Here is a 22,792-nt window from a genome sequence, read left to right on the forward strand (position 1 = left end):
AGCGTCGACGGAAATTGCCGATCAGGCTTCGATATAGTCCCTCACAGCGCGATGCCCAAGGCTGGTCAGCATTTCATAACCGATCGTGCCGCCGGCACGCGCGACATCGTCGACGGCAATGTTGCTGCCGAAAAGCTCGATATAGTCGCCGGCGCGGACCGCCGTTTCCGGCAGATCGGTCACGTCGAACAGGCTGATGTCCATGGTGACGCGCCCGAGATGCGGCACCTTTTGGCCGTGCAGGAAGCCGTAGGCGCCGGAGGGCGTTGCCTGTCTGAGCGCCACGCCGCCGCCGGAGACGGAGCGGTGATACCCATCCGCATAGCCGACCGCGACAATGGCAACGCGGCTGTCGCGCGAAAAAAGCGCCGATGCGCCGTAGCTCGCCGTGTCGCCGGAACGGACACGGCGTACCTGAATGATGCGGGCCTCGGCCGTGACCACCGGCTTCATCGGATTGGCGATGCCGTTGACCGCTTCGCCGCCATAGACGGCAATGCCCGGCCGCGTAAGGTCGAAATGAAACTCGGGTCCGAGATGCACGCCGGCGGAATTCGCAAGGCTCGAATCGACGCCTTCGAAGGCCTGTGTCACCGACCGGAACGCGTCGAGCTGCCTGCGGTTCAGCGGATGGCTCTGGTCGTCGGCGCAGGCGAGGTGGCTCATGACAAGCACCGGCGAAAAGCTGGCAGGGCGGACCGGATCATGGGCCAGCGCCAGGGCTTCCTCGACCGTCAGGCCCAGCCGGTTCATGCCGGTGTCGACATGCAGCACGCAGGGGTGATCGCCATGGTGCGAGAGCGCCGCCATGAACAGCGACAGCTGTTCCTCGGAATTGATGATCGGCACGAGGTCGTTGTCGAAGAAGAGATGCTCGTTGCCGGGCCACATGCCGGCCAGGATATAGATGCGGCCATCCGGGACGAAGGGACGCAGTTCGGCACCTTCCTCGGCATTGGCGACGAAGAAGTCTCTCGCCCCTGCAGCATAGAGCGTTTTGGCGGCCGGTTCGATGCCGATCCCGTATCCGTCGGCCTTGAGAACGGCAGCGGCCCGCGCCTTGCCGGACAGCCGGTCCATCTTGCGCCAGTTGTCGGCCAAGGCACCAAGATCGATGGTCAGCCGGTTTGATGCCGCGGCAAAGTCAGGATGGGCGAGGGGAGATGTGCTCGATAAAACCATATTGGCAGAGATACAGCGAAGGCAAAGCCGGTGCAATTGTCGCAAGCGAACGATTATGGCCCCCGGCAAACTTGCGCCCGAGCTTTGACATGCGCCGCGAGCTGCGACGCCGTCAATGCTCTTCGTATTGTGTGAACGAGGGATCGGCGAGGTCGGTGAAGCGGGTGAATTCGGCCTGGAAGGCCAGTTTCACAGTGCCTGTCGGTCCGTGACGCTGCTTGGCGATGATCACGTCGGCCGTGCCCTTGACCTTCTCGAAGGTCTGTTTCCATTCCTCGTATTTCGGATCGAACTCGTCACGCGGTTCCATGTTCTTGACGTAATATTCCTCGCGGAACACGAACAGCACGACGTCGGCGTCCTGCTCGATCGAGCCGGATTCGCGAAGGTCAGACAATTGCGGACGCTTGTCCTCGCGGCTTTCCACCTGACGGGAGAGCTGCGAGAGCGCGATGATCGGCACGTTCAGTTCCTTGCCGAGCGCCTTCAGGCCGGTGGTGATCTGGGTGATTTCCTGCACGCGGTTGTCGCTGGATTTTCCCGATCCGGTCATCAGCTGGATATAGTCCACGACGAGGCAATCAAGGCCGCGCTGGCGCTTCAGACGGCGTGCGCGCGCCGAGAGCTGGGCAATCGAGATACCACCGGTCTGGTCGATGAACAAAGGCACCTTTTGCATCATCTGGCTGCAGGCGACGAGTTTTTCGAAGTCGGATTCGGAGATGTCGCCCCGACGGATCTTCGAAGAGGAGACTTCGGTCTGCTCGGAAATGATACGCGTGGCCAGCTGTTCCGACGACATTTCAAGCGAATAGAAGCCGACGACACCGCCGTTGCGGGCCTTCATCGATCCATCCGCCTGGATTTCCGGCTCATAGGCGGCGGCGATGTTATAGGCGATATTGGTGGCAAGCGAGGTCTTGCCCATGCCCGGGCGTCCGGCCAGCACGATCAAGTCGGAGCGCTGCAGGCCCCCCATGCGGCCATCGAGGGAGTGGATGCCGGTCGAGATGCCGGACAGGGATCCGTCGCGTTCGAAGGCCTGGCCGGCCATGTCGATCGCCAGCGCCACGGCGTCGTTGAAGGCCTGGAAGCCGCCGTCATAGCGGCCGGTTTCCGCCAGTTCGAAGAGCCGCCGTTCGGCATCTTCGATCTGGCTCTGCGGCGGCATGTCGAGCGGTGCGTCATAGGCGATGTTGACCATGTCCTCGCCGATGGTGATCAGCGAACGGCGCAGCGCCAGATCGTAGATGGCGCGGCCGTAGTCTTCGGCATTGATGATCGAGACGGCTTCCGAGGCGAGGCGGGCGAGATATTGCGCCACCGTCATGTCGCCGACCTTTTCGTCGGCCTTCAGGAAGGTCTTGATCGTCACCGGATTGGCGGTCTTGCCCATGCGGATGATGTCACCGGCAACCTCGAAGATCTTGCGGTGCAGCGGTTCGTTGAGATGGACCGGCTTCAGGAAGTCGGAGACGCGGTAGAAGGCATCATTGTTGACCAGGATCGCGCCGAGCAGCGCCTGTTCGGCCTCGAGGTTGTTCGGTGCCTCGCGATAGTTGAGGTCCCCCTGCGGCTTGTCCATGGGTACAATTCTCCGCGCTGCTTCATTCATGGTGTTTCTCTATCCGGAATCATCGACCGTTCGGTCCCCGGTTTGGATCTGTTGACGGCATGGGTCAAGAGAAAGGGTGTTGCCGCATGCGCTTCCGTCTGGCGCGTGTGATTCTGTGCCCGTTGTTCGACTGATCCACAGGCACCGCCGTGCGATGAACAGGAATTGCCGATTCTGCCATGTTTCCGCTTGACCTGCTTGCAAGCGAGTCGAACCCGCACAAACCATCGTCCGGTGGCTACCCCCGCAATGCAGAAAGGCCCCGGAACGATTGCTCCGGGGCCTTTCTTTTGACGCTATGAAGCGCAGGTCTTATTCGTCTTCGCCGTCGAATTCGGCTTCCGGATTGAAGAAGTCTTCAGCCTTCAGCGCGTCTTCGTCAACGCCGTAGATGGCGTCGGCCGAGGTCAGGCTCTCGCCCTTCTGCTGGCGTTCAGCTTCTTCAGCCGAACGGGCAACGTTGACCTGAACCTTGATTTCGACTTCGGCGTGGAGGTGAAGGACAACCTCGTGCAGGCCGATTGTCTTGATCGGGTTGTTGAGGTCGACCTGGTTGCGGCCAATGTTGAAGCCTTCTGCGCCCAGAACGTCGACGATGTCGCGGGCCGCGACCGAACCGTAGAGCTGACCGGTTTCGCCGGCCGAGCGAACGACGGTGAAGGACTTGCCGTCCAGCTGTTCGGCAACGGTCTGGGCTTCGGACTTGCGCTCGAGGTTGCGGGCTTCAAGCGTCGAACGCTCGGATTCGAAGCGCTTCTTGTTGGCTTCGTTGGAGCGCAGTGCCTTGCCGAGCGGCAGCAGGTAGTTGCGGGCAAAGCCGTCGCGAACCTTGACGGTCTCGCCCATCTGGCCGAGCTTGGCAACGCGTTCGAGAAGAATGACTTGCATGGAATGTTCCTTTCGTGTGGTCGTCTTGTTTCAGAGTTCAGTGTCTTTTGGTTTCCCTGTCGGAGACAGCGCGATGGTGCGTCGCGTGTCCATGAGGCCCGTCAGGAGAATGAAGAAGGCCGGCAGCGTGAATAGCAGCACAGCCAGGTAGGTGAGCCACAGCACCGGCAGCCGCCAGGACTTGCCGCGCGTGCGGAAATGCAGCACCGCAAAGCCCGACAGCAGGAAGCCGGCGCCGAATGTGCCGCAGACGAGTGCCCCGATGACGGCGGGCGTGCCGCCGACAAAGGTCAGGACGAGACCGCCGAGAAAGGCAAAGATCGCATAACGATGCATGCGCAGCGTCGAGGGCATGTCCTCGCGCGGACGCAGACCCTTGCCGGAGGTGCGGACGATGCGGGTGGCGAGATAATAGGCCGCAAACAGCATCAGCACCCAGAGCGCGCCCTGGATCAGCGGCAGGGCAAGGCCGAAGATCGACTTGATCTGCATGATGGTGTCGGCGTCGGGATTGTAGAGTGGCTCCTGGGCTTTCAGGGATTCCAGCACCAGGTCGATCATCCGGTCGGACAGGCCACTGTCATAGCCGATCATCACGCCGACGATGATCATGCTGAAGGTAACGAGCATCGACAGATTGGTCATGATGTCGGACAGCGGATACCAAGCGAGTGCGTCGGCAGGGCCGCCGAGCTCCGACGCCGGACGGGCCAGATTGGCAAGATGACTGAGCCAGGCTGCCGGGATCAGCGTGATCACCACGATCATCAGGGCGAAATAGGGAGAGACGATCAGGCCGCCCGTCAGGCCGGCCGTCACCACGGCCGCAATCGCGGCAGCATTGCCCCAGCCGAGGCCGGCAATCAGGACGGGAAGGGCGGATGCGGCATAGAGCAGGATCGCAAACGACGACTGCGTGTTCGCGCCAAGCGAAAGCAAGGCGGCGGTCACGCCGGCGAGAACGCCGGTCAGCAGCGATGTCTTGTCCAAATTCTTCACGGTCGCTGTCCTGCTTATCAAGCAGTTAGAGGCGTTTGCTGATCTTTTGATTCAACGACGCCCCAACATGGGGTTTGACGCAATCGCTTGCGCCGGCGTTTCCGATCCGCGCCCAACGCGGAAGGGATAAGGTGAGGCGCTGTCCTGCCTTGCGGCACGGCGCCTCACCTTGAAGCGGTTCCCCTCGAGTCAGAGACCCGACGGAAGGTCAGGTCTTAGGACATGACGTAGGGCAGGAGGCCGAGGAAGCGGGCGCGCTTGATGGCCTGGGCCAGTTCGCGCTGCTTCTTCTGGGAGACTGCAGTGATGCGGGACGGAACGATCTTGCCGCGCTCGGAAATGTAGCGCTGCAGCAGACGGACGTCCTTGTAGTCGATCTTCGGCGCGTTGGCACCGGAGAAGGGGCAGGTCTTGCGACGGCGATGGAACGGGCGGCGAGCCGGTGCGGATAGGGTATCAGCCATTGTCTTTTCTCCTAAGCCTTATGCACGGTCTTCGCGCGGACGGCGCGGACGGTCTTCACGGTCGCCACGATCCGGGCGCGGACCACGATCGCGATCGCCGAAGCTGCGCTCCGGGCGGTCGCCGTCACGGCGCGGACGGTCGTCGCGGTCGCGCTTCTGCATCATGGCGGACGGGCCGTCTTCATGCTTCTCGACTGCGATGGTCATGTAACGAAGAATGTCTTCGTTGATGCGCATCTGACGTTCCATTTCGTGGACAGCGGCTGCCGGAGCATCGATGTCGACCAGAACGTAATGAGCCTTGCGGTTCTTATTGATGCGATAGGTCAGGGACTTGAGGCCCCAGTTTTCCACACGCCCGACCTTGCCGCCGTTTGCTTCGAGGACACCCTTGTACTGTTCGACGAGGGCATCGACCTGCTGCGCGGAAACGTCCTGGCGGGCAAGGAATACATGTTCATAAAGAGCCATGGTGGCTTTGCCTTTCTTGCGTTAATCGTCACCCGATATTCGGCGGCTAAGCCTCAACGACTGTTCTGTTGGCTGCGGACAGCCGGCAAGAAAGTGTTGTTTCGAGACGGTCGAGAGCGGAGACACGGGAGGCTGGAACCCTTTGGTTCCTGACAGGTTTCATCACGGAAACCGGCCCTCCGTTCAGCCACCAGCCAGAAGACCGGGTGTTGCGAACAGCGCGCTTATACGCATTTTCAGGCAGGAAGCAAGGGCCGTGTGTCCAATCCGGGTACAAACCCTGTTGGCAAACAGGGGTGCACACCGCATCCATCGTGCTGTTATACCCCGCGCCAAGGCCGATTGCAGGTGGGTGGATTTTCGCGGATGCCTGCGGAATTGGGGCAGGTGTTGATCCTGCCCCGAGGGGTCTACTGTGTGCGGCAGCGACCGGTTTTCGTGGTTTCCTTGTCGCCATCGTCATAGGCGATGCCAATCTTTTCGCCCGCCAGGGAGGCAATCTTTCCGGCATACCAGTCGCCGGAGCCCTTGTAGTTGCACTCGACCCGCATGCCGATCATCCAGTCATAGGGACGGACCTTGTCGAGCCCAACCGTTTCGCGATCGCCATCGTCATAGCGGATCGTGATCTTGCCGCCGCCAACCTTTTCGGCGACGCCGGGAAACCAGTAGCCGGCTCCCTGATAGTTGCCAAGCACCCAGTCACCGACCGTCTGTGCGCTGGCAGGCCCGGTCACTGTCAGCAAGCCTGCAAAAACTGCAGCAAGTCCATATTTCAGCAAAGCATTCACTCCCTGTTGCGCAGTCCTTCTTGGCTGCGTGCTTACCGTTAAGCGCGGGCTGGTGAATGCGCTATGAACTAAAAAGGGCAGGCGACACTGGCGTGAAACCATTTTTGGTGGCGTTTCATAGGGGCTGCGGCGCGTGACGGTCATGCACCCGACAGGACCTCATGACAGCGTCCCGCAATGGCGGCTGGTTTGGTCAATCCTGTCAAATCGGGGCGGGATATTTCTTGTGCAGCTTACCAATGCCCTTCAGCACGTCCTTGGAGAGGACCACGTCCTTCGCCCCGATATTCGTCTTCAGCTGCGCCATCGTGGTTGCGCCGATGATGACGGAGGTCATGAAGGGGCGGGTGAGGCTGAAGGCGAGCTGCATCTGTGCGAGGTCGAGGTCGTTCGCCGCCGCGAGCTTGGCATAGCCAGCAACGGCGGCGTTCTGGTATTTGGTGTAGCGGCCGCCCAGATCATCATTAATGGTCAGGCGGGACCCGTCAGGCTTTGCGCCGTCGAGATACTTGCCGGTCATGAGGCCGGCTGCGAGCGGCGAATAGGCCAGAAGGCCGACATGCTCGTGGTGGGCGATTTCGGACAGGTCGAGATCAAAAGGGCGGTAGAGAAAATTGTATTCGTTCTGGATCGAGGCAAGGCGCGGGAGGGCGTGTTTTTCGGCCAGTGAAAGCATGGTCATGACGCCCCAGGCGGTGTCGTTGGACAGGCCGATCGCCCGCACCTTGCCCTCCTTGACGAAGTCGCCCAGCGTTGCAACGATCGCCTCGAGATCCTCGGTGACCGCCGCAGAGTCCTGACCGGTAGGATTGTAGGACCAGCTCTTGCGGAAGTGATAGTGGCCGCGATTTGGCCAGTGCATCTGGTAGAGATCGACATAGTCCGTCTGCAGACGCTTCAGGCTGACCTCGAGCGCCTCGCGCATGGTTTTCGGGCCAGCCGGCGTGCCTTCGCGGATATAAGGACGGCCGGGACCGGCCACCTTGGTGGCGACGACGACGGCATCGCGATGTCCGCGCGCCTTCAGCCATGTGCCGATATAGTCTTCGGTCAGGCCCCGCGTTTCGGGACCGGCAGGCGTCACCGGGTAGAGTTCCGCTGTGTCGATGAAATTGATTCCCTGTTCGCGCGCATAATCCATCTGCTCGTGGGCTTCGCGCTCGCTGTTCTGCGTGCCCCATGTCATGCTGCCGAGGCAGATTTCGGAAACATTGATGCCGGTACGGCCGAGTGTCTTGTAGCGCATGGGGGATGATGCCTCGGTGGGAATTTGGCGGAAATGTAGAGCCTGTTTGCTGCAGCGCAAGAGGCAATGCAGGATCGCGCGGAAATCGAGCGCAGGCGCGCAGTGCCTTGAGCAAAGCTTGACTCTGCCGTCAGGAATGTGAATGGAGAGGAAAACACAACGGCGGCTGTGCCGATGTCTCGGGCAGATGTCCGGCGACAGGACACAGGCTCAAACGGCGCGGCGACCATTGCGCGTGACGGGAGAAACTTCATGGCAATTGCATTCACGTTTCCAGGTCAGGGCAGCCAGGCCGTCGGCATGGGCAAGGATCTCGCTGACGCATTTCCGGAGGCAGCCGGCGTGTTTGCCGAGGTCGACGAGGCGCTCGGCGAAAAGCTGACAGACGTGATGTGGAACGGCCCGGACGAAGTTTTGACGCTGACCGCCAACGCGCAGCCGGCGCTGATGGCGGTGTCCATCGCCGTCATGCGGGTGCTGGAAGCGCGTGGGCTGGATATGAAGACACAGGTCTCCTTTGTCGCTGGCCATTCGCTCGGCGAATATTCGGCGCTCTGTGCGGCCGGCACGTTTTCGCTGGCCGATACCGCCCGGCTGCTGCGTATCCGCGGCAATGCCATGCAGGCGGCAGTTCCGGCCGGTCAGGGTGCCATGGCGGCGATCATCGGTCTTGAATATTCCGCCGTCGATGCGGTCTGCACCGCAGCAAGGACGCTCGGTGCCTGCCAGGTGGCCAATGACAATGGCGGTGGCCAGATCGTGATTTCCGGCGAAAAAGCTGCCGTCGAGAAGGCAGCGGCACTGGCGACCGAAAGCGGCGCCAAGCGCGCCATCCTTCTGCCGGTCTCCGCCCCGTTCCATTCGTCCCTGATGGCACCGGCGGCCGATGCGATGCGCGTCGCACTGGCTGACGTTTCGATGAACGCACCGCTGGTGCCGCTGATTGCCAATGTGCGCGCAGCGCCGATCAGCGATCCCTTGGAAATCGCCGGCCTGCTGGTCGAGCAGGTCACCGGCCAGGTGCGCTGGCGCGAGACGGTCGAGTGGTTTGCCGCAAACGACGTCACGACGCTGTATGAAATTGGCGCCGGCAAGGTCCTCACCGGGCTTGCCCGCAGGATCGACAAGTCCGTCACCGGCATCGCCGTCAATTCGCCTGCCGATATAGAGACATTGCTGGCAAGCCTGTCGGCCTGATCGGGTCGCTGGCACACCGGCTTTCAAAACAACAAGGATCAAGACCATGTTCGATCTGTCTGGCCGCAAGGCCCTCGTCACCGGTGCGTCCGGCGGCATCGGCGAGGAAATCGCCCGCATCCTGCATGCCCAGGGCGCCATCGTCGGCCTGCACGGCACCCGCGTCGAAAAGCTCGAAGAGTTGGCCAATTCGCTTGGCGAGCGCGTCCATCTGTTCCCCGCCGATCTGTCCGACCGCGCAGCCGTCAAGGCGCTCGGTGAAAAAGCTGAGGCTGATCTGGGCGGGGTCGATATCCTCGTCAACAATGCCGGCATCACCAAGGACGGCCTGTTTGTGCGGATGAGCGATGAGGACTGGGACAAGGTGATCGAGGTGAACCTGACCTCCGTCTTCCGCCTGACCCGCGAACTCACCCATCCGATGATGCGCCGTCGGTATGGCCGCATCATCAACATCACCTCGATCGTCGGTGTGACCGGCAATCCGGGCCAGGCCAATTACTGCGCCTCCAAGGCCGGGATGATCGGCTTTTCCAAGTCGCTGGCCCAGGAAATCGCCACACGCAACGTCACCGTCAACTGCGTCGCGCCCGGGTTTATCGAAAGCGCCATGACCGGCAAGCTCAACGACAAGCAGAAGGAAGGCATCATGGGTGCCATTCCGATGAAGCGCATGGGCACCGGCGTGGAAGTGGCTTCGGCCGTCGCCTACCTGTCGTCCAGCGAGGCAGCCTACGTGACCGGCCAGACGATCCACGTGAACGGCGGCATGGCAATGATCTGACGGGTCACGCGGCCGCGCTTCCCGGCGCGGGAGGGCTTTGACGCTAAGATCCGAAGCGCTGCGGTCAAATACCGGAATTTGCGTGTTGACCAAGCGGATGGCTGCGATTTTCGGACTTTGCGGCAGACATAAACCGTGTTAATCGGGCCATGACTGTGTGCAGTCGATCGGAAGATGTGAGGTATACGACGGCTTTCGCCGCCCGTGTTTGGCCGCACTTCCAGTGGAATGGATTGCCCGGTGGACCCTGTTGGTCTATCAGGCGTTAGTGAGTGTACCGGTGTCAGAACGGCATCGTCGAAAAAACAAAGGTCGAGGAATCCGACATGAGCGACGTAGCAGAACGCGTAAAGAAAATTGTTATTGATCATCTTGGCGTCGACGCCGAAAAGGTAACCGAAGGCGCGAGCTTCATCGACGACCTCGGCGCGGATTCGCTCGACACCGTCGAACTGGTGATGGCGTTCGAAGAAGAGTTCGGTGTTGAAATTCCGGACGATGCTGCAGATTCGATTCTGACCGTCGGCGACGCCGTCAAGTTCATCGAAAAGGCACAGGCCTGATTTTGGTCTTGAGGCGGGCCGCATCGCGGCCCGCCCACTTGCCCTCTTGTAGGGCAGAGCTTCCGTTGAAGCTGCGCATGAATCGGCAAGGCGTCCATCGCTTCCGTACCCGGTCATGCAGTAGAGTATCGAGAGTTGGATAAACGGATCCGGTCTTATATGCATGGTCCGGTCCGGCTCTGGAGTGAAACAGGCAGGATGGATCGCGGTTTATGAGACGTGTCGTTATCACCGGTACCGGCATGGTATCGCCGCTGGGATGTGGAACCGAAGTCAGTTGGGCCCGCCTTCTTGACGGCCATAATGCCGCCCGCCAGGTCACCGAATTTCAGGTTGACGATCTTCCCGCGAAAATTGCCTGCCGCCTTCCGTTCGGCGATGGCTCCGAAGGCACCTTCAATCCCGATGACTGGATGGAGCCGAAGGAGCAGCGCAAGGTCGACGATTTCATCATCTATGCGATGGCCGCATCCGAAATGGCGCTGAAAGATGCCGATTGGCATCCGAAGACTGACGAGGACCAGATCGCCACGGGCGTGATGATCGGTTCCGGGATCGGCGGCCTCGAGGGCATAGTCGAGGGCGGCATCACGCTGCGCGACCGCGGCCCGCGCCGGCTCTCGCCGTTCTTCATTCCCGGCCGACTGATCAATCTTGCCTCCGGTCAGGTGTCGATCCGCCACAAGTTGCGCGGCCCCAATCATTCCGTCGTCACAGCCTGTTCCACCGGCGCGCACGCGATCGGCGATGCAGCCCGGTTGATCGGGCTCGGCGACGCCGACGTCATGGTTGCCGGCGGCACGGAATCGCCGATTTCGCGCATCGCCCTGGCCGGTTTTGCCGCCTGCAAGGCGCTGTCGACCCGGCACAATGACGACCCGAAGAAGGCTTCGCGCCCCTATGACAAGGACCGCGATGGTTTTGTCATGGGCGAGGGTGCCGGCATCGTCGTCCTGGAAGAACTGGAGCATGCGCTTGCCCGTGGTGCCCGTATCTATGCCGAAGTTGTCGGCTATGGCATGTCGGGCGACGCCTATCATATCACTGCTCCGTCCGAAGACGGCGACGGCGCCTATCGATGCATGAAGATGGCGCTGAAGCGCGCCGGCCTTGAGCCATCAGACATCGATTATATCAATGCCCACGGCACTTCGACCATGGCGGATACGATCGAGCTTGGCGCCGTCGAACGGCTGCTGGGCGACCATGCCGGCAATGTCTCGATGTCATCGACGAAATCGGCCATCGGGCATCTGCTCGGCGCTGCAGGTGCGGTCGAGGCGATCTTCTGCATCCTGGCCATCCGCGACAATATCGCGCCGCCGACGCTCAATCTCGACAATCCCTCGGTCGAAACGAAAATCGACCTGGTTCCGCATGCGGCGCGCAAGCGCAAGATCGACGTGGCGCTGTCGAATTCCTTCGGTTTTGGCGGCACGAACGCCTCCCTCGTTCTGCGTCGCTACGAAAATTGATGGGAACGCGGCGCAGGCGACGGCGTCCGCATTCAACCGCTGTGGGCGTGTTCGCGACGGTAGCCTGAGCAAGATCAAAGGGCATCCCCTTTTTTGCCGTATTGCTCTGGTGAAGAACTGTTGTCGGCTGTGTTGACGTTGGCAGTGGTGAGACCATCTTCAGGCGCGTTTGCTCCGTCGCGCGCCGCAGTCAGAATTGTTTTCTTCCCTGGTTCTCTTCCGGAGTCCGCATCAGGGTTTGATATGTGCATGAAGCGAACTCCGGAAGCAGGACACCCGTGAGCGACGGAAACGAAAATAGCCCGATGCAGTTCGGCCGCAACGAAGCGGGCAACAAGGGTCCGATCATCCCGAAATCGGCAAGCGAAGCCCTGCGCCCCGAAAAGGTGCCGCAGCCGCCCAAGCGCTCGCGCAAGGCGCGCAGCCAGATGGTCATCTTCCTCAACTTCCTGATGACGCTGGTGGTCTTGCTGACCGTGGCTGCCGCTGTGACTGTCTACTACGCGATGAGCGCCTACGAGGCGAAGGGACCGCTCTCCGCCAATACCAATTTCATCGTCCGCAATGGCGCCAGCATCGTCGAGATCGCCAGCAGCCTCGAGCGCAACAGCATTGTTTCCGATGGCCGCGTGTTCCGTTTCATGTCGGAAGCCTATCTTGATAATGATACGCTGAAGGCCGGCGAATACGAGATCAAGGCCGGGGCGACGATGCAGGAGATCATGCAGCTCCTGAAATCCGGCAAGTCGATCCTGTATTCGGTGTCGCTTCCGGAAGGCCTGACGGTCAAGCAGATGTTCAGCCGGCTTTCCGCCGACCCGGTACTGGAAGGCGACCTGCCGGCCGATCTGCCGGCGGAAGGTACGCTTCGCCCCGATACCTACAAATTCTCCCGCGGGACCAAGCGCGCAGAGATCGTTGCGCAAATGGCCGCGGCGCAGAAGACACTGGTCGATCAGATCTGGGCGAGGCGCAATCCCGACCTGCCGATCGAAAGCCGCGACGAATTCGTGACGCTGGCCTCGATCGTCGAGAAGGAGACGGGTATTGCCGACGAGCGTTCGCGCGTTGCTTCGGTGTTCATCAACCGGCTGGAAAAGAATATGCGGTTGCAGTCCGATCCGACGATCATCTACGGGATCTTCGGGGGCGAAGGCAAACCGGCGGACCGGCCGATCTTCAGGTCTGATATCGACAAGGAAACGCCCTACAACACCTACGTCATCAAGGGCTTGCCACCGACGCCCATCGCCAATCCGGGGCGGGCGGCGCTCGAGGCGGTGGCCAATCCGTCGCGCACCTCCGACCTCTATTTTGTCGCGGACGGCACGGGCGGACACGTTTTTGCGGGCACGCTTGACGAGCACAATGCCAATGTCCGGCGCTGGCGAAAGCTGGAAGCCGAGAAGGCGGCGGCTGCAAAAGCCGCAGGGACAGCGGAAGAGACGCCGGCCCAGCCCTGATCGACAGCGTGGCTTGTGGATGACACGGCCCCGCAACGGTTCCCGCTTGCGGCGGACCGTTGCGGGGCCGTAAACATGAGGTCTTGCTTGCCTATAAGGAGCTGACGATGCCGTTGCAGTCCATGACCGGATTTGCCCGCCGGGAGGGAACCGCGGGTCGCTATCGCTGGGCCTGGGAGATGCGCTCCGTCAACGGCAAGGGTCTGGATGTCCGGCTGCGGCTGCCGCCAGGCTGCGAACATATCGAGACGGAATTGCGCAAGCTCTCGGGCGACAGTCTTGCGCGGGGAAACCTGCAGATCGGCCTGAACCTGTCTGCAGCCGAAGCCGGCGTCGAAGCCGTCGTCAACCGGGACGCGCTGGCCGCCGTACTGGCGCTTCGGGCGCAACTCGGCGATCTCATTGATCCCGCGCCATTGCGGCTGGACACGCTGCTGCAGATGCGTGGCATTGTGGAATTTCGCGAACCCGTGGATGACGAGGCAACGCGCGTTGCGCGCGATGCTGTTCTTCTGGAGGGTTTCCGTCTTTCGCTTTTCGACATGATGGCGATGCGCGAAACGGAAGGCCAAGCGCTCGGGCAGATCCTGCTTGCCCAGATCGACCGGATCGAAACGTTGGCGCGCCTGATCGAGACGGACCCGACCCGCAGCCCGCAGGCCATCGCAACAAAGCTGGCGCAGCAGGTGGCCCTGCTGATGGACACTGGAACCACGCTCGATCGTGACCGGCTGCATGCCGAGGTGGCGCTGATTGCAACCAAGGCGGATCTGCGCGAAGAGATCGACCGGTTGCAGGCGCATGTCGCGGCAGCCCGCGATCTCTTGAAAAAAGGCGGCCCGATCGGCCGAAAACTCGATTTCCTTGCCCAGGAATTTAACCGCGAATCAAATACCATCTGTTCGAAGTCCAATGCCGCCGCGGTGACCGCAGCCGGTATCGAGCTGAAAGTCGTCATCGACCAGTTCCGCGAACAGGTTCAGAATCTGGAGTAAAGCATGAGTCCCGCCGTCCCGACAAAACCCGTTGCGATCTCGCGCCGCGGCCTGATGCTGGTCATCTCCTCGCCGTCAGGCGCGGGCAAATCGACGATTGCCCGCCACCTGCTGGAGGCCGATTCGAATCTTAGCCTTTCGGTCAGCGTCACGACCCGCGCGCGCCGCCCAAGCGAGATCGCCGACCGGCATTATCATTTCATCAGCGTGCGCGAATTCGAGCGCATGCGCGATTCCGACGCGCTGCTGGAATGGGCCGAGGTTCACGGTAATTTTTACGGAACGCCGCGCGAACCTGTCGAGATCGCCATGTCGGAGGGACGCGACATGCTGTTTGATATCGACTGGCAGGGCGCCCGCCAGTTGCAGGAAAAGATGTCGGCTGATGTCGTATCGATCTTCGTCCTGCCGCCGACCATGGCCGAACTGCAATCGCGCCTGCATCGCCGCGCCGAGGACACCGAGGCGGTCATCGAGACCCGGCTGGCCAATTCGCGTTCGGAAATCGAACATTGGCGCGAATACGACTATGTCTTTATCAACGACGACCTCGATGCCGCCTTTGATTCGGTGCAATGCATCGTCAAGGCCGAACGCGTCCGCCGCGACCGACGCTTCGGCCTGTTCGATTTCGTCACAGGCCTGCTGACGGAAAAGCCGGCGCTGTAAGCGGCGGCTTTCCAGGCCGCCGGAAGTCAAGGTGATCTGTCGGTCGTCGGCAACGTCGCGCTCAGAGACAGTTTGCCAGCCGGCAGAATTCCTCGACAGTGAGGGTTTCGGCCCGGCGCTGCGGGTCGATTTCGGCGCGGGCGAGAAGTGCTTCGCCGCCGATCGACTTGACGCTCTGGCGCAGCATCTTGCGGCGCTGGCCAAAGGCGGCCATCGTGACTTTTTCAAGATCGGCTGCGGAGCAGGGGATCGGGTTTTCGATCGGCACCAGGTGCACGACAGAGGATGTGACCTTCGGCGGCGGCGTGAATGCCTGCGGCGAGACATCGAAGGCCATCTGCGCCTGCGTGCGCCAGCCGCAGAGCACGCCGAGCCGTCCATAGTGATTGTCGTCTGCCTGAGCGACAATGCGCTGGCCGACCTCGCGCTGGAACATCAATGTCAGCGACTGGTAGAAGGGCGGCCAGGTTTCCGGCAAAAGCCAGTTGACCAAAAGTTGCGTGCCGACATTGTAGGGCAGGTTGGCGATGACGCGCACCGGCGAGCCGTCGGTCACCAGCGTCTCGAACGGCGTTTGCAGCGCGTCGCCTTCGATGACGTCGAGCCGTCCCGGATAGTGATCGGCGATTTCGGCGAGTGCCGGCAGGCAGCGCGCGTCACGCTCGATGGCAATGACCTTTTTAGCGCCGAGCGCCAGTATTGCCCGTGTCAGTCCGCCGGGGCCAGGCCCGACCTCGATGACGGTGACGCCGTCCAGTATGCCGGCCGTGCGCGCGATCTTCTGCGTCAGGTTGAGATCGAGCAGGAAGTTCTGGCCGAGCGCCTTACGGGCATCAAGCCCGTGTCGCTGGATGACGTCGCGCAGTGGCGGCAGACCGTCGAGCGCAGCCATCAGCGACCTCCCTGGGCGGCAACGTTGCCCGCCAGTTCCTGTGCCATGCGCAGCGCCGCGAGCAGGCTGTCGGCCCGTGCTATGCCCTTGCCGGCCAGACTGAAGGCCGTGCCATGATCCGGCGACGTGCGGATGAAGGGCAGGCCGAGCGTGACGTTGACGCTGTCGTCGAAACCCAGCGCCTTCGCCGGGATCAGCGCCTGATCATGATACATGCAGATGGCAACATCATAGGTAGCGCGGGCGCGGTCGTGGAACATGGTGTCGGCGGGCAGCGGCCCGACCGCATCGATCCCCTCCGCGCACAGCTGCGCGATGACCGGCCGGATGATGGCATCGTCCTCGAGACCGAGTGCCCCGCCTTCGCCCGCATGCGGATTGAGGCCGGCAACGGCAAGCCGCGGCTTTGCGATGCCAAACCGGGTGCGCAGTTCCCGTGCGGTGATTGCACAGGTCTCGTAAATCAGGTCTGCGCTCATCTGTGTCGGCACGTCCTTCAGCGGAATATGGATGGTGACAGGCACGGCGCGCAGTTTCGGTCCGGCCAGCATCATCACCGGCAGTGGCGTTGCCTCGCTGCCGCGCGCGGCCAGGCTGGCCAGAAATTCGGTATGGCCGGGAAACCGGAAGCCGGCGTCGTAGAGCACGGACTTGGCGATGGGGTTGGTGACGACGGCGGATGTTTCGCCGGAAAGCGTCAGGGCGACGGCCATCTCGATGGCGCCGGTGATCGCCCTCGCATTGCGGGGATCGGCAAGGCCCGGCACCACGCTGGCGTCGCACCGGACGGGGCAGACCGGAAAGACATCGGGGAAAAGCCCGGCGACTTCAGTCGCATCGGTTTCGCGGATGCTGACCTCATGGCCGAGAAGCGCCGCACGGTCGCGGATCACCTGCGGATCGCCGATGAAAAGGAAGGCCGGCGTCTGCCATGTCTTCCGGTTAAGCCAGGCCGCGATGCTTAAATCCGGGCCAATGCCTGCCGGGTCTCCCATGGAGAGGGCGAGGGGCAGGCTCAAGTCTGATGTCATCCGGATGGTCTTACTTGTCCAGGATCTGCGCCTTCTTGCGCAGTTCCTCGACATACTTCTTGCTGTTTGGATCTTCGGCGCCGGAATCCTTCTTGCCGAGGTCTTCGGCGCGGAAAACGATTTCAGCGGCAAGGTCGTCGGAAACCTCGCGTTTCTTGCAGATCGCCAGATATTCGACACCCCTTTCCGTGACGCGGGTACCGGTGGTCAGGCCATCGCCAGCCTTCTCGATCAGCGGCTTCCAGTCCGCCGGCAGTTCCTGCGCCATCATGCGGCCGAGCGGGCGGATCGAGACGTCCCTCATCGTCGCGGCATAGGCCTTTGCGCCGTCGCAGCCGGGAAAACCGGCCCGCGATGCATTGGCTTCGGCCTGCCGCTTGCCGACGATCGACTTGCGCTTGGATTCCGGAATGACGAAAATGACCTGCTGCAGGAAATATTCGGTGGTCACCGGCTTCTTGCCGCCATTGTCCATCATGCGCTTGACTAGATCAGCCGGCGACATGCGGCCGTTGCTGCCACCATAACGGGCACTGACGGCGCGCGGCCAGCTCATCTGCACGGCGACATATTGGCGGAAATGTTCAATGCCGACGCCGGCCTGGTCGAGAACCTGGCCGAGTTGCTTGATGTTCATCTTGTTGCCGCCGGCGAAGCGATTGACGGCAGCTTCGACGTCGGAGGCACTGACCGAAGCCCTGAGGCGGGCAATTTCCGAGCGCTTGAGAGCCTCGTCGATCATTTGTTCGCGCGCCGTGTTCTTGTCGGCCTTTTGGCGCTGCAGGCGCAGGAATGCTGCCCGCTTGGCGATGTCGCCCGTCGTGATCGGAACATCGTTGACCACGACGGCGACCTGGCTTGCTGCCTGTGCCGGAGGCAGTGCCGTCATCATCAGGCCGCCGGCAACGACCACAGCCGCAAATCCACGCATTACGGAATGTATCCCGCCCATTGTCTGTCCTTTTCGTTTCCCTCCCTCAGATCCAATTGCCGATCCGGGTGAAGGTCGCGCTTCATCTGGCTGTACCGCTGTCGCGCGCGCACGTTTATCGCATCATGAATAATACATGCGGCCAAACGATGACAAGGCCGCAAGCCGCTGCAAACGCGCTTCTGGCGGCAATCGGCTTGCAGAAAAGCGAAAACACGTAAAGGATACCGGCTTTTCCGCCGGTAGAGGATCAATTGAGGCCGTCGAACTCCGTGTCGCCGACATTGATGTCGCCCAGCGTGCGGAAGCTCAGGCGCGCGCCGATCGACCAGTCATTGGCCAGCGATTGATCGGTATCGCGCTCGCTCTGATAGACAAGCGAGAAGATCGTGTCGCGATCGTCATAGGTGAAGCCGATGCCGTTGCGGGAGATGACGTCTCTGTTGATGTCATAGGTCACCGAGCCGAAGACAGACCAGTATTCCCGGAACTTGAAGGCGGCTGCCGTCTGCACTTCATCCTGGTCGCTGACCGAGCCGTAAAGCGGCTGCGCCTGGATGCGCGTATAGGTCAAGGCCGTCTGCCACTTGATACCCTGATAACCGATGCTGGCATCGGCCCGTCGCAAGTCGAGATTGCTCTCGTCGAGGCGGCCGCTCAGGCTTGCCGTCAGGCCGGATGGCGCATCAATGCCGACCATGGCGACATAGTCCGAGCGCTCCGTTTCGAGACCGGAATCGGATCCGGCCTTGACGAGATCGTCGCTTGCAAACGAGTTCACGCCGCCGAGATGGAACGATTGGCCGGCAACGCCGCGCAGGGCGTAGCCATTGTCGAAACTGCCGGTGTAGCGAAAGCCGATATTGGCGCGTGTGCCGCCTTCGATGCGGTCATAGCCGGAAAACTTGTCGCGATCGAAAAGCGAGGTCGCGTCGAAGACGAAGCTCTGGGCGTCTTCGTTGGGCAAGCCGCCGGTGAATTCCTCGTCCGGGCGGGCAAAGATCTGGGCCATCGGCTCAAGAACATGGCTGCTGCTCTCGCCCGAAAACAGGATCGGATAGCGGGCTTCGAGGCCAGCCGTCAGCATGCTGCGGGTCGCGGCATCATCGTTGGAATAGGTGCCGGTATAGTTGGCTCCGGGATCGCGCATGTTGAGGCCGATCGCATCGCCACGGGCCGCGAAAAGCGGCGTCAGGGCCAGACCGCCTGGAACGATGAAGGTTCGCTTCCATTCGGCTTCCGCCGACAGGCGGTGCGTCGTGCCCTCAAGGCCGCGGTAACGGAAGACATCGGGCCCGGGTACGCTGACCTGAAGCTCGTCTTCGCGGTTGCGGTTGATGTTGGTCAGGTTGACCTTGGCGCTGAACTGGCCGCCGAGCACGGGATCCGGCGCGGTATAATCATAGTCGAGAACCTGGGCCACGGCCTGCTTGTTTTCGGCAAGGCTGTTCGGATCTGCATCCTGGATATCGAAATAGAAGGCGCGCATATCGAAGTGGTTGCGCTTGCCGAGACCGGTCAGATAGGCCTGATTGGTGTAGGTCGTGCCATCGAAGGTCGAAAGCTCGTAGGTCTTGGCGAAGTTGTTGTCGCTCTGGACAAGCACGTTCCAGCCGAAGGTCCAGCGCGGATTGATCTCGAACTTTGCCCGCGACGCGACCATGCCGCGATTGGTCTCGTTGGCATCGACCGTGCCATCCGTAAAGCTGTTGCGATCCATCTGGCTGATGCCGGCAAAGTTTAGCGTGTGTTCGCCATTGTGGAAACGCTGGCGGAATTCGCCCTCCAGCAGGAAGCCCTGGCGGGTCATCCCGGTCCCCGTAACAGTCGCGTCCATATAGGGCGAAATCGCCCAGTAATAGGGCACGCTCAGACTGGCACCGAGTTTCTGGGTATATTTCAGGCGCGGGAACAGGAAACCGCTCTTGCGCTTCACCGTATGATCCGGAACCTCCAGCACGGGCAGGTAAACGATCGGCTTGCCGAACAGTTCAAAACGGGCGTTTTCCAGCCTGACGGTATGGGTCCTGCCGTTCTGGACGATACGCTGGGCCTTGATCTGCCAGAGCGATTTGTGATCGGGGTTCGTCGCGCAAGGCGTGCAGGCCGTGTAGACGGCCTGGTTGAGAATGATTTCCTCGCCATTGCGCCGTTCGCCGTTGACCGCCGCCAGCTTGGTCAGGTCCGTCGTTTCGATGCGCATGGTTTCGATGAAACCGTTCGCGAAATTGTCTGTCACGTCCATCTGGTCGGCATAGATCTTGTTGCCGCCGGGTTCGATCAGTTCGATTTCGCCGGTCGCGATGATTCGGCCGGTCTTCTGGCTGTATTCGACCTGCTGGGCGACCATCTGGTAGCCGCCATAATTGATCTGGACGGCGCCGCGAACGATGACGCGCTCGGCGTCCTGATTGTAGACGAGTTCATTCGCCGACAGAAGCATCTTGGCATCTTCGGGTAGATTCGGGCGAAGCGAATCGAGATCGGTCTCTTGCGCCCACGCAACCGCCGTCATGCCAGGCACAAAACTCTGGAACGCTACACTTGCGAGCAGGGCGGCAATCACCAGCCTTGTATGTTTGCGGTTGCCTGCCGCCACTAGCCGTCCTCCTCATGCAATAGAATCGTCGAACCCAGCGCCATCGCTACAACAACTGGTAGCCAGGCTGCAACGAACGGAGGCACTACACCGCTGGTCCCGAATGCTTTTACAAGCACGGTCACGACATAAAGCACGAACCCCGACAGGATTCCACCGAGAATTACCGAGCGTGATTGGTTGAACCGGCTAAATTTCAGCGACACGCTGGCGGCAATCAAAGTCATGGCCACGAGCAGCAGCGGAAGCGACAGCATGGAGTGGAACTGGGTTTCCAGTCCACTGGTCGAGAAACCAAAGGATTTGGCGATTTCGATCTTCCGCAACAGGTCGAAAAACTGAATGGAATCAGCTTTCGTCAGGGCCTCCTGGACGAATTCCGGTTTCAGACTGGTACGCAATTGTGCCGTATCGAGACGGCGCGGCAACTGACCGTTGCGCGTTTCCGTCACGTCCTTAAGCAACCAGTAACCATCTTCCAGTTTTGCCGACTTTGCATCCTGTCGGGATACAATCATGCCTTGTGGATTGAAGTGAATCACGGCCACGTTGAGAAGTGTCGCGCCGTTGTCCTGGACGGAGCGGGCGCCGATGATTGCGTCGTCGTCACCGTAGATCTGGCGTAGCCAGGGAATGGAAATCGCTGCTCGCGAGGACGACGAGCCGCCGAGTTCAGCCTCCAGCGCTTCCGCAGCCTTGGTGCCCCAGGCGGCAATCGGATTGAGGATCACGACGGTCAGCACGCCAAACAGAAAGGCGCCGATGATGAAGGGCTGCAGGAATTGCCAGACCGATATGCCAGCCGCGCGCGTCACGACCAGTTCATAACGACGATTGAGCGAGATCAGCGCCGCCATGGCGGAAAACAGCGCGACGAATGGCACGGTTTCCTGCAGGATCGTCGGGATCCGGAACGTCGTCATCAAAAATGCGGCTGCCAGGGAATAACCGGGCAGGGCCGACATCCTGTTCGAGACCTCCGAAAAGTCGATGATGAAGACAAGCGAGAAGATTCCGGTCAGGAACCAGAACGTCGTGACGGCGTAGCGACGAAAGAAATAGCGGTCCAGTGTACTGAAAATCACGGCGTGCCGCCTCCGCCGGTGGGCTTGGGCTGGCGAAGGCTGCGCAGGCGATCAAGCCCGTCTTTCAGCCGGTCGTTCCAGTTGATCGGCAGCGCAAGCCGGCGATTGCCGGCCAGCTGGCGGATCGTGATGAAGGCCGTCGCGAGCGGGATGATGTACATCAACGGGATGAACATCCGCGAATCCTCGGCATTGTTGGCAGCGTAGAATGTTGCCCAGCGCAGGAGAAGCGTGATCAGCAAGGCGCGCACCATGGGATGCATGCGCGCTTCCCGATGCGAGCGGGCGTCGCTGCTGACGACCAGCGCGATCAGCCCGAACAGGATGGGGAAGGTCCATTCGGTGAAGCGACGATGCAGTTCCGCCTCATAGGTTCCGGGGTTTTTCTTGTAATTTTCCTCAGTGACATCGGGCGCCAGCAGATAAGCGAGGCTGCGGTCCTGCGCCCGGATCGTCGCGGCGCCGGCCATCTTCGTCAGGTCGGTCAGGTCGAAGGCATAGGAATCGAACTTGATGATCGAAACACCGCCGTCGGGCAGCTTGCGATGCACCTCGCCGTCACGCATCACCAGTGCCGAGCTTTTTTCGTCCACGGCGCCTTCGCGGGCATAATAGATGAGTTCATAGCCGGGATTGCGGGAATCGGCCACGAAGATGCCGCCGAGCACGCCGTTGTTGCGTCTCGAGGCGACCTGCACATAGAGCCCGTCGGCGATTTTGCGGAAGGTATTTTCCTGGACCACCGAGGACAGGAGGTCTGCATTGGCGGTGGCAATCATCTGCCGCGCGGCCTGCCGCACCACCGGTTCCGCGACATTGTCCACGGCAAAGGAAAACAGCCCGAGCGCAACCGACAGCATCATGATCGGCCGCACGACGATCGAACGCGAGCCGCCGGCTGCCTCGATCACGGTGAGTTCCGAATCATTGTTCATCGTCGTCAGTGTCTGGGTGATGCCGATGACGAGCGCGAAGGGCAGGACGAGCGGAATGATCGTCGGCAGGATCAGCGTCGCCAATTGCAGGAAAGCGCCGATCGACTGTCCGGTATCGGTGACGAGATTGATCCGCTGCAGCGCCTGCGTCGTCCAGATGATGCCGAGAACGGGCAGGAGCGCCGTCAGGAACATCTGGAACACACGGCGCAGAATATAGGTTTCGAAGATAATCATCGCGGCCTTGTCTCGGGAAGACACGCTGCACTGCACTGGCTTAACCGGTTGACGACCCTGCGCCCCCGGCTTGCCTGATGTGCGTTGCACCATCGTTCTTTCGAACCATGAACGGATCTTGCATTTCCTGCTCTAGCCGACCGCATTCGCCACCGCAATGTTGAAGTCGCCTGTGCCGTTTCTATTTCCGCCTTCGCGGCTTTTTGGTGACAGCGGGATCGCGGGCGGACATCCGACAGGATCGAACGTCAGGTCGGATCCCAGGCCAACTGTCCCGGCT

At 61.2% G+C, this 22,792-nt stretch carries 22 protein-coding genes; 7 read left to right on the forward strand and 15 right to left on the reverse strand.

Annotation, left to right across the window (positions count from 1 at the left end):
* Positions 1 to 21: 21 nt before the first annotated feature.
* The 8 genes from alr to AX760_RS02190 all read right to left on the reverse strand — a co-directional run bounded on the left by alr (position 22) and on the right by AX760_RS02190 (position 7,656).
* Entirely contained in the window at positions 22 to 1,182 is a 1,161-nt protein-coding gene (gene alr / locus AX760_RS02155) for an alanine racemase (RefSeq protein WP_071831194.1), read from the reverse strand.
* A gap of 112 nt (positions 1,183 to 1,294) precedes the next feature.
* Positions 1,295 to 2,797, reverse strand: a complete 1,503-nt coding sequence (locus tag AX760_RS02160) for a replicative DNA helicase (RefSeq protein ID WP_071831195.1) — start codon at positions 2,795 to 2,797, stop codon at positions 1,295 to 1,297.
* 312 nt (positions 2,798 to 3,109) lie between these two features.
* Positions 3,110 to 3,685: a 50S ribosomal protein L9 gene (rplI, locus tag AX760_RS02165; protein ID WP_071831196.1), complete on the reverse strand. Its 576-nt coding sequence runs from the start codon at positions 3,683 to 3,685 to the stop codon at positions 3,110 to 3,112.
* Positions 3,686 to 3,715: 30 nt separating this feature from the next.
* Positions 3,716 to 4,684, reverse strand: coding sequence for a DUF2232 domain-containing protein (locus AX760_RS02170; protein WP_071831197.1), 969 nt, complete (start codon positions 4,682 to 4,684; stop codon positions 3,716 to 3,718).
* 215 nt (positions 4,685 to 4,899) lie between these two features.
* The gene (rpsR, locus tag AX760_RS02175) at positions 4,900 to 5,148 is read right to left on the reverse strand and encodes a 30S ribosomal protein S18 (protein WP_071831198.1); all 249 of its coding nucleotides are present in this window, start codon (positions 5,146 to 5,148) and stop codon (positions 4,900 to 4,902) included.
* Between the two features lie 18 nt (positions 5,149 to 5,166).
* Complete coding sequence (rpsF, locus tag AX760_RS02180; protein WP_071831199.1) at positions 5,167 to 5,619, reverse strand: 30S ribosomal protein S6; 453 nt, start codon at positions 5,617 to 5,619, stop codon at positions 5,167 to 5,169.
* Positions 5,620 to 6,029: 410 nt separating this feature from the next.
* Positions 6,030 to 6,401, reverse strand: a complete 372-nt coding sequence (locus tag AX760_RS02185; RefSeq protein ID WP_071831297.1) for a tudor domain-containing protein — start codon at positions 6,399 to 6,401, stop codon at positions 6,030 to 6,032.
* A 211-nt stretch (positions 6,402 to 6,612) separates the two neighbouring features.
* Positions 6,613 to 7,656, reverse strand: coding sequence for an aldo/keto reductase (locus AX760_RS02190; RefSeq protein ID WP_071831200.1), 1,044 nt, complete (start codon positions 7,654 to 7,656; stop codon positions 6,613 to 6,615).
* A 252-nt stretch (positions 7,657 to 7,908) separates the two neighbouring features.
* Between AX760_RS02190 and fabD the strand changes: the two genes are divergently transcribed.
* From fabD to fabF, 4 genes are all read left to right on the forward strand, one after another.
* A complete protein-coding gene (gene fabD / locus AX760_RS02195; protein WP_071831201.1) occupies positions 7,909 to 8,853 on the forward strand; it encodes an ACP S-malonyltransferase in 945 nt (314 codons plus the stop codon).
* Positions 8,854 to 8,899: 46 nt separating this feature from the next.
* Positions 8,900 to 9,637, forward strand: coding sequence for a 3-oxoacyl-[acyl-carrier-protein] reductase (fabG, locus tag AX760_RS02200; protein ID WP_071831202.1), 738 nt, complete (start codon positions 8,900 to 8,902; stop codon positions 9,635 to 9,637).
* Positions 9,638 to 9,963: 326 nt separating this feature from the next.
* Positions 9,964 to 10,200, forward strand: coding sequence for an acyl carrier protein (locus AX760_RS02205; RefSeq protein WP_056332049.1), 237 nt, complete (start codon positions 9,964 to 9,966; stop codon positions 10,198 to 10,200).
* A 212-nt stretch (positions 10,201 to 10,412) separates the two neighbouring features.
* Entirely contained in the window at positions 10,413 to 11,675 is a 1,263-nt protein-coding gene (gene fabF / locus AX760_RS02210; RefSeq protein WP_071831203.1) for a beta-ketoacyl-ACP synthase II, read from the forward strand.
* 74 nt (positions 11,676 to 11,749) lie between these two features.
* Here the strand turns inward: fabF and AX760_RS27000 are convergent, their stop codons facing one another.
* The gene (locus AX760_RS27000) at positions 11,750 to 11,926 is read right to left on the reverse strand and encodes a hypothetical protein (protein ID WP_175551997.1); all 177 of its coding nucleotides are present in this window, start codon (positions 11,924 to 11,926) and stop codon (positions 11,750 to 11,752) included.
* A 27-nt stretch (positions 11,927 to 11,953) separates the two neighbouring features.
* Between AX760_RS27000 and mltG the strand changes: the two genes are divergently transcribed.
* The 3 genes from mltG to gmk all read left to right on the forward strand — a co-directional run bounded on the left by mltG (position 11,954) and on the right by gmk (position 14,802).
* On the forward strand, positions 11,954 to 13,138 hold the full coding sequence (mltG, locus tag AX760_RS02215; RefSeq protein ID WP_071831204.1) for an endolytic transglycosylase MltG: 1,185 nt from the start codon (positions 11,954 to 11,956) through the stop codon (positions 13,136 to 13,138).
* 107 nt (positions 13,139 to 13,245) lie between these two features.
* Positions 13,246 to 14,133, forward strand: coding sequence for a YicC/YloC family endoribonuclease (locus tag AX760_RS02220; RefSeq protein ID WP_071831298.1), 888 nt, complete (start codon positions 13,246 to 13,248; stop codon positions 14,131 to 14,133).
* A gap of 3 nt (positions 14,134 to 14,136) precedes the next feature.
* On the forward strand, positions 14,137 to 14,802 hold the full coding sequence (gene gmk, locus AX760_RS02225; RefSeq protein WP_071831205.1) for a guanylate kinase: 666 nt from the start codon (positions 14,137 to 14,139) through the stop codon (positions 14,800 to 14,802).
* Positions 14,803 to 14,863: 61 nt separating this feature from the next.
* Here the strand turns inward: gmk and rsmA are convergent, their stop codons facing one another.
* The 6 genes from rsmA to lptF form a co-directional block, all read right to left on the reverse strand.
* The gene (gene rsmA / locus AX760_RS02230; RefSeq protein WP_071831206.1) at positions 14,864 to 15,694 is read right to left on the reverse strand and encodes a 16S rRNA (adenine(1518)-N(6)/adenine(1519)-N(6))-dimethyltransferase RsmA; all 831 of its coding nucleotides are present in this window, start codon (positions 15,692 to 15,694) and stop codon (positions 14,864 to 14,866) included.
* Entirely contained in the window at positions 15,694 to 16,725 is a 1,032-nt protein-coding gene (pdxA, locus tag AX760_RS02235) for a 4-hydroxythreonine-4-phosphate dehydrogenase PdxA (protein WP_071831207.1), read from the reverse strand. The genes rsmA and pdxA overlap by 1 nt, the downstream gene beginning before the upstream one ends.
* A 10-nt stretch (positions 16,726 to 16,735) precedes the next feature.
* Positions 16,736 to 17,677, reverse strand: a complete 942-nt coding sequence (locus AX760_RS02240) for a SurA N-terminal domain-containing protein (RefSeq protein ID WP_071831208.1) — start codon at positions 17,675 to 17,677, stop codon at positions 16,736 to 16,738.
* Between the two features lie 229 nt (positions 17,678 to 17,906).
* Positions 17,907 to 20,255: an LPS-assembly protein LptD gene (locus AX760_RS02250; RefSeq protein WP_071831210.1), complete on the reverse strand. Its 2,349-nt coding sequence runs from the start codon at positions 20,253 to 20,255 to the stop codon at positions 17,907 to 17,909.
* A complete protein-coding gene (lptG, locus tag AX760_RS02255; protein WP_071831211.1) occupies positions 20,255 to 21,340 on the reverse strand; it encodes an LPS export ABC transporter permease LptG in 1,086 nt (361 codons plus the stop codon). Before lptG ends, AX760_RS02250 begins: the two co-directional genes overlap by 1 nt.
* On the reverse strand, positions 21,337 to 22,512 hold the full coding sequence (gene lptF, locus AX760_RS02260) for an LPS export ABC transporter permease LptF (RefSeq protein WP_071831212.1): 1,176 nt from the start codon (positions 22,510 to 22,512) through the stop codon (positions 21,337 to 21,339). The genes lptG and lptF overlap by 4 nt, the downstream gene beginning before the upstream one ends.
* Between the last annotated feature and the right edge of the window lie 280 nt (positions 22,513 to 22,792).

It is taken from the genome of Pararhizobium antarcticum (assembly GCF_001885585.1).
GTDB classification, from domain to species: domain Bacteria; phylum Pseudomonadota; class Alphaproteobacteria; order Rhizobiales; family Rhizobiaceae; genus Pararhizobium; species Pararhizobium antarcticum.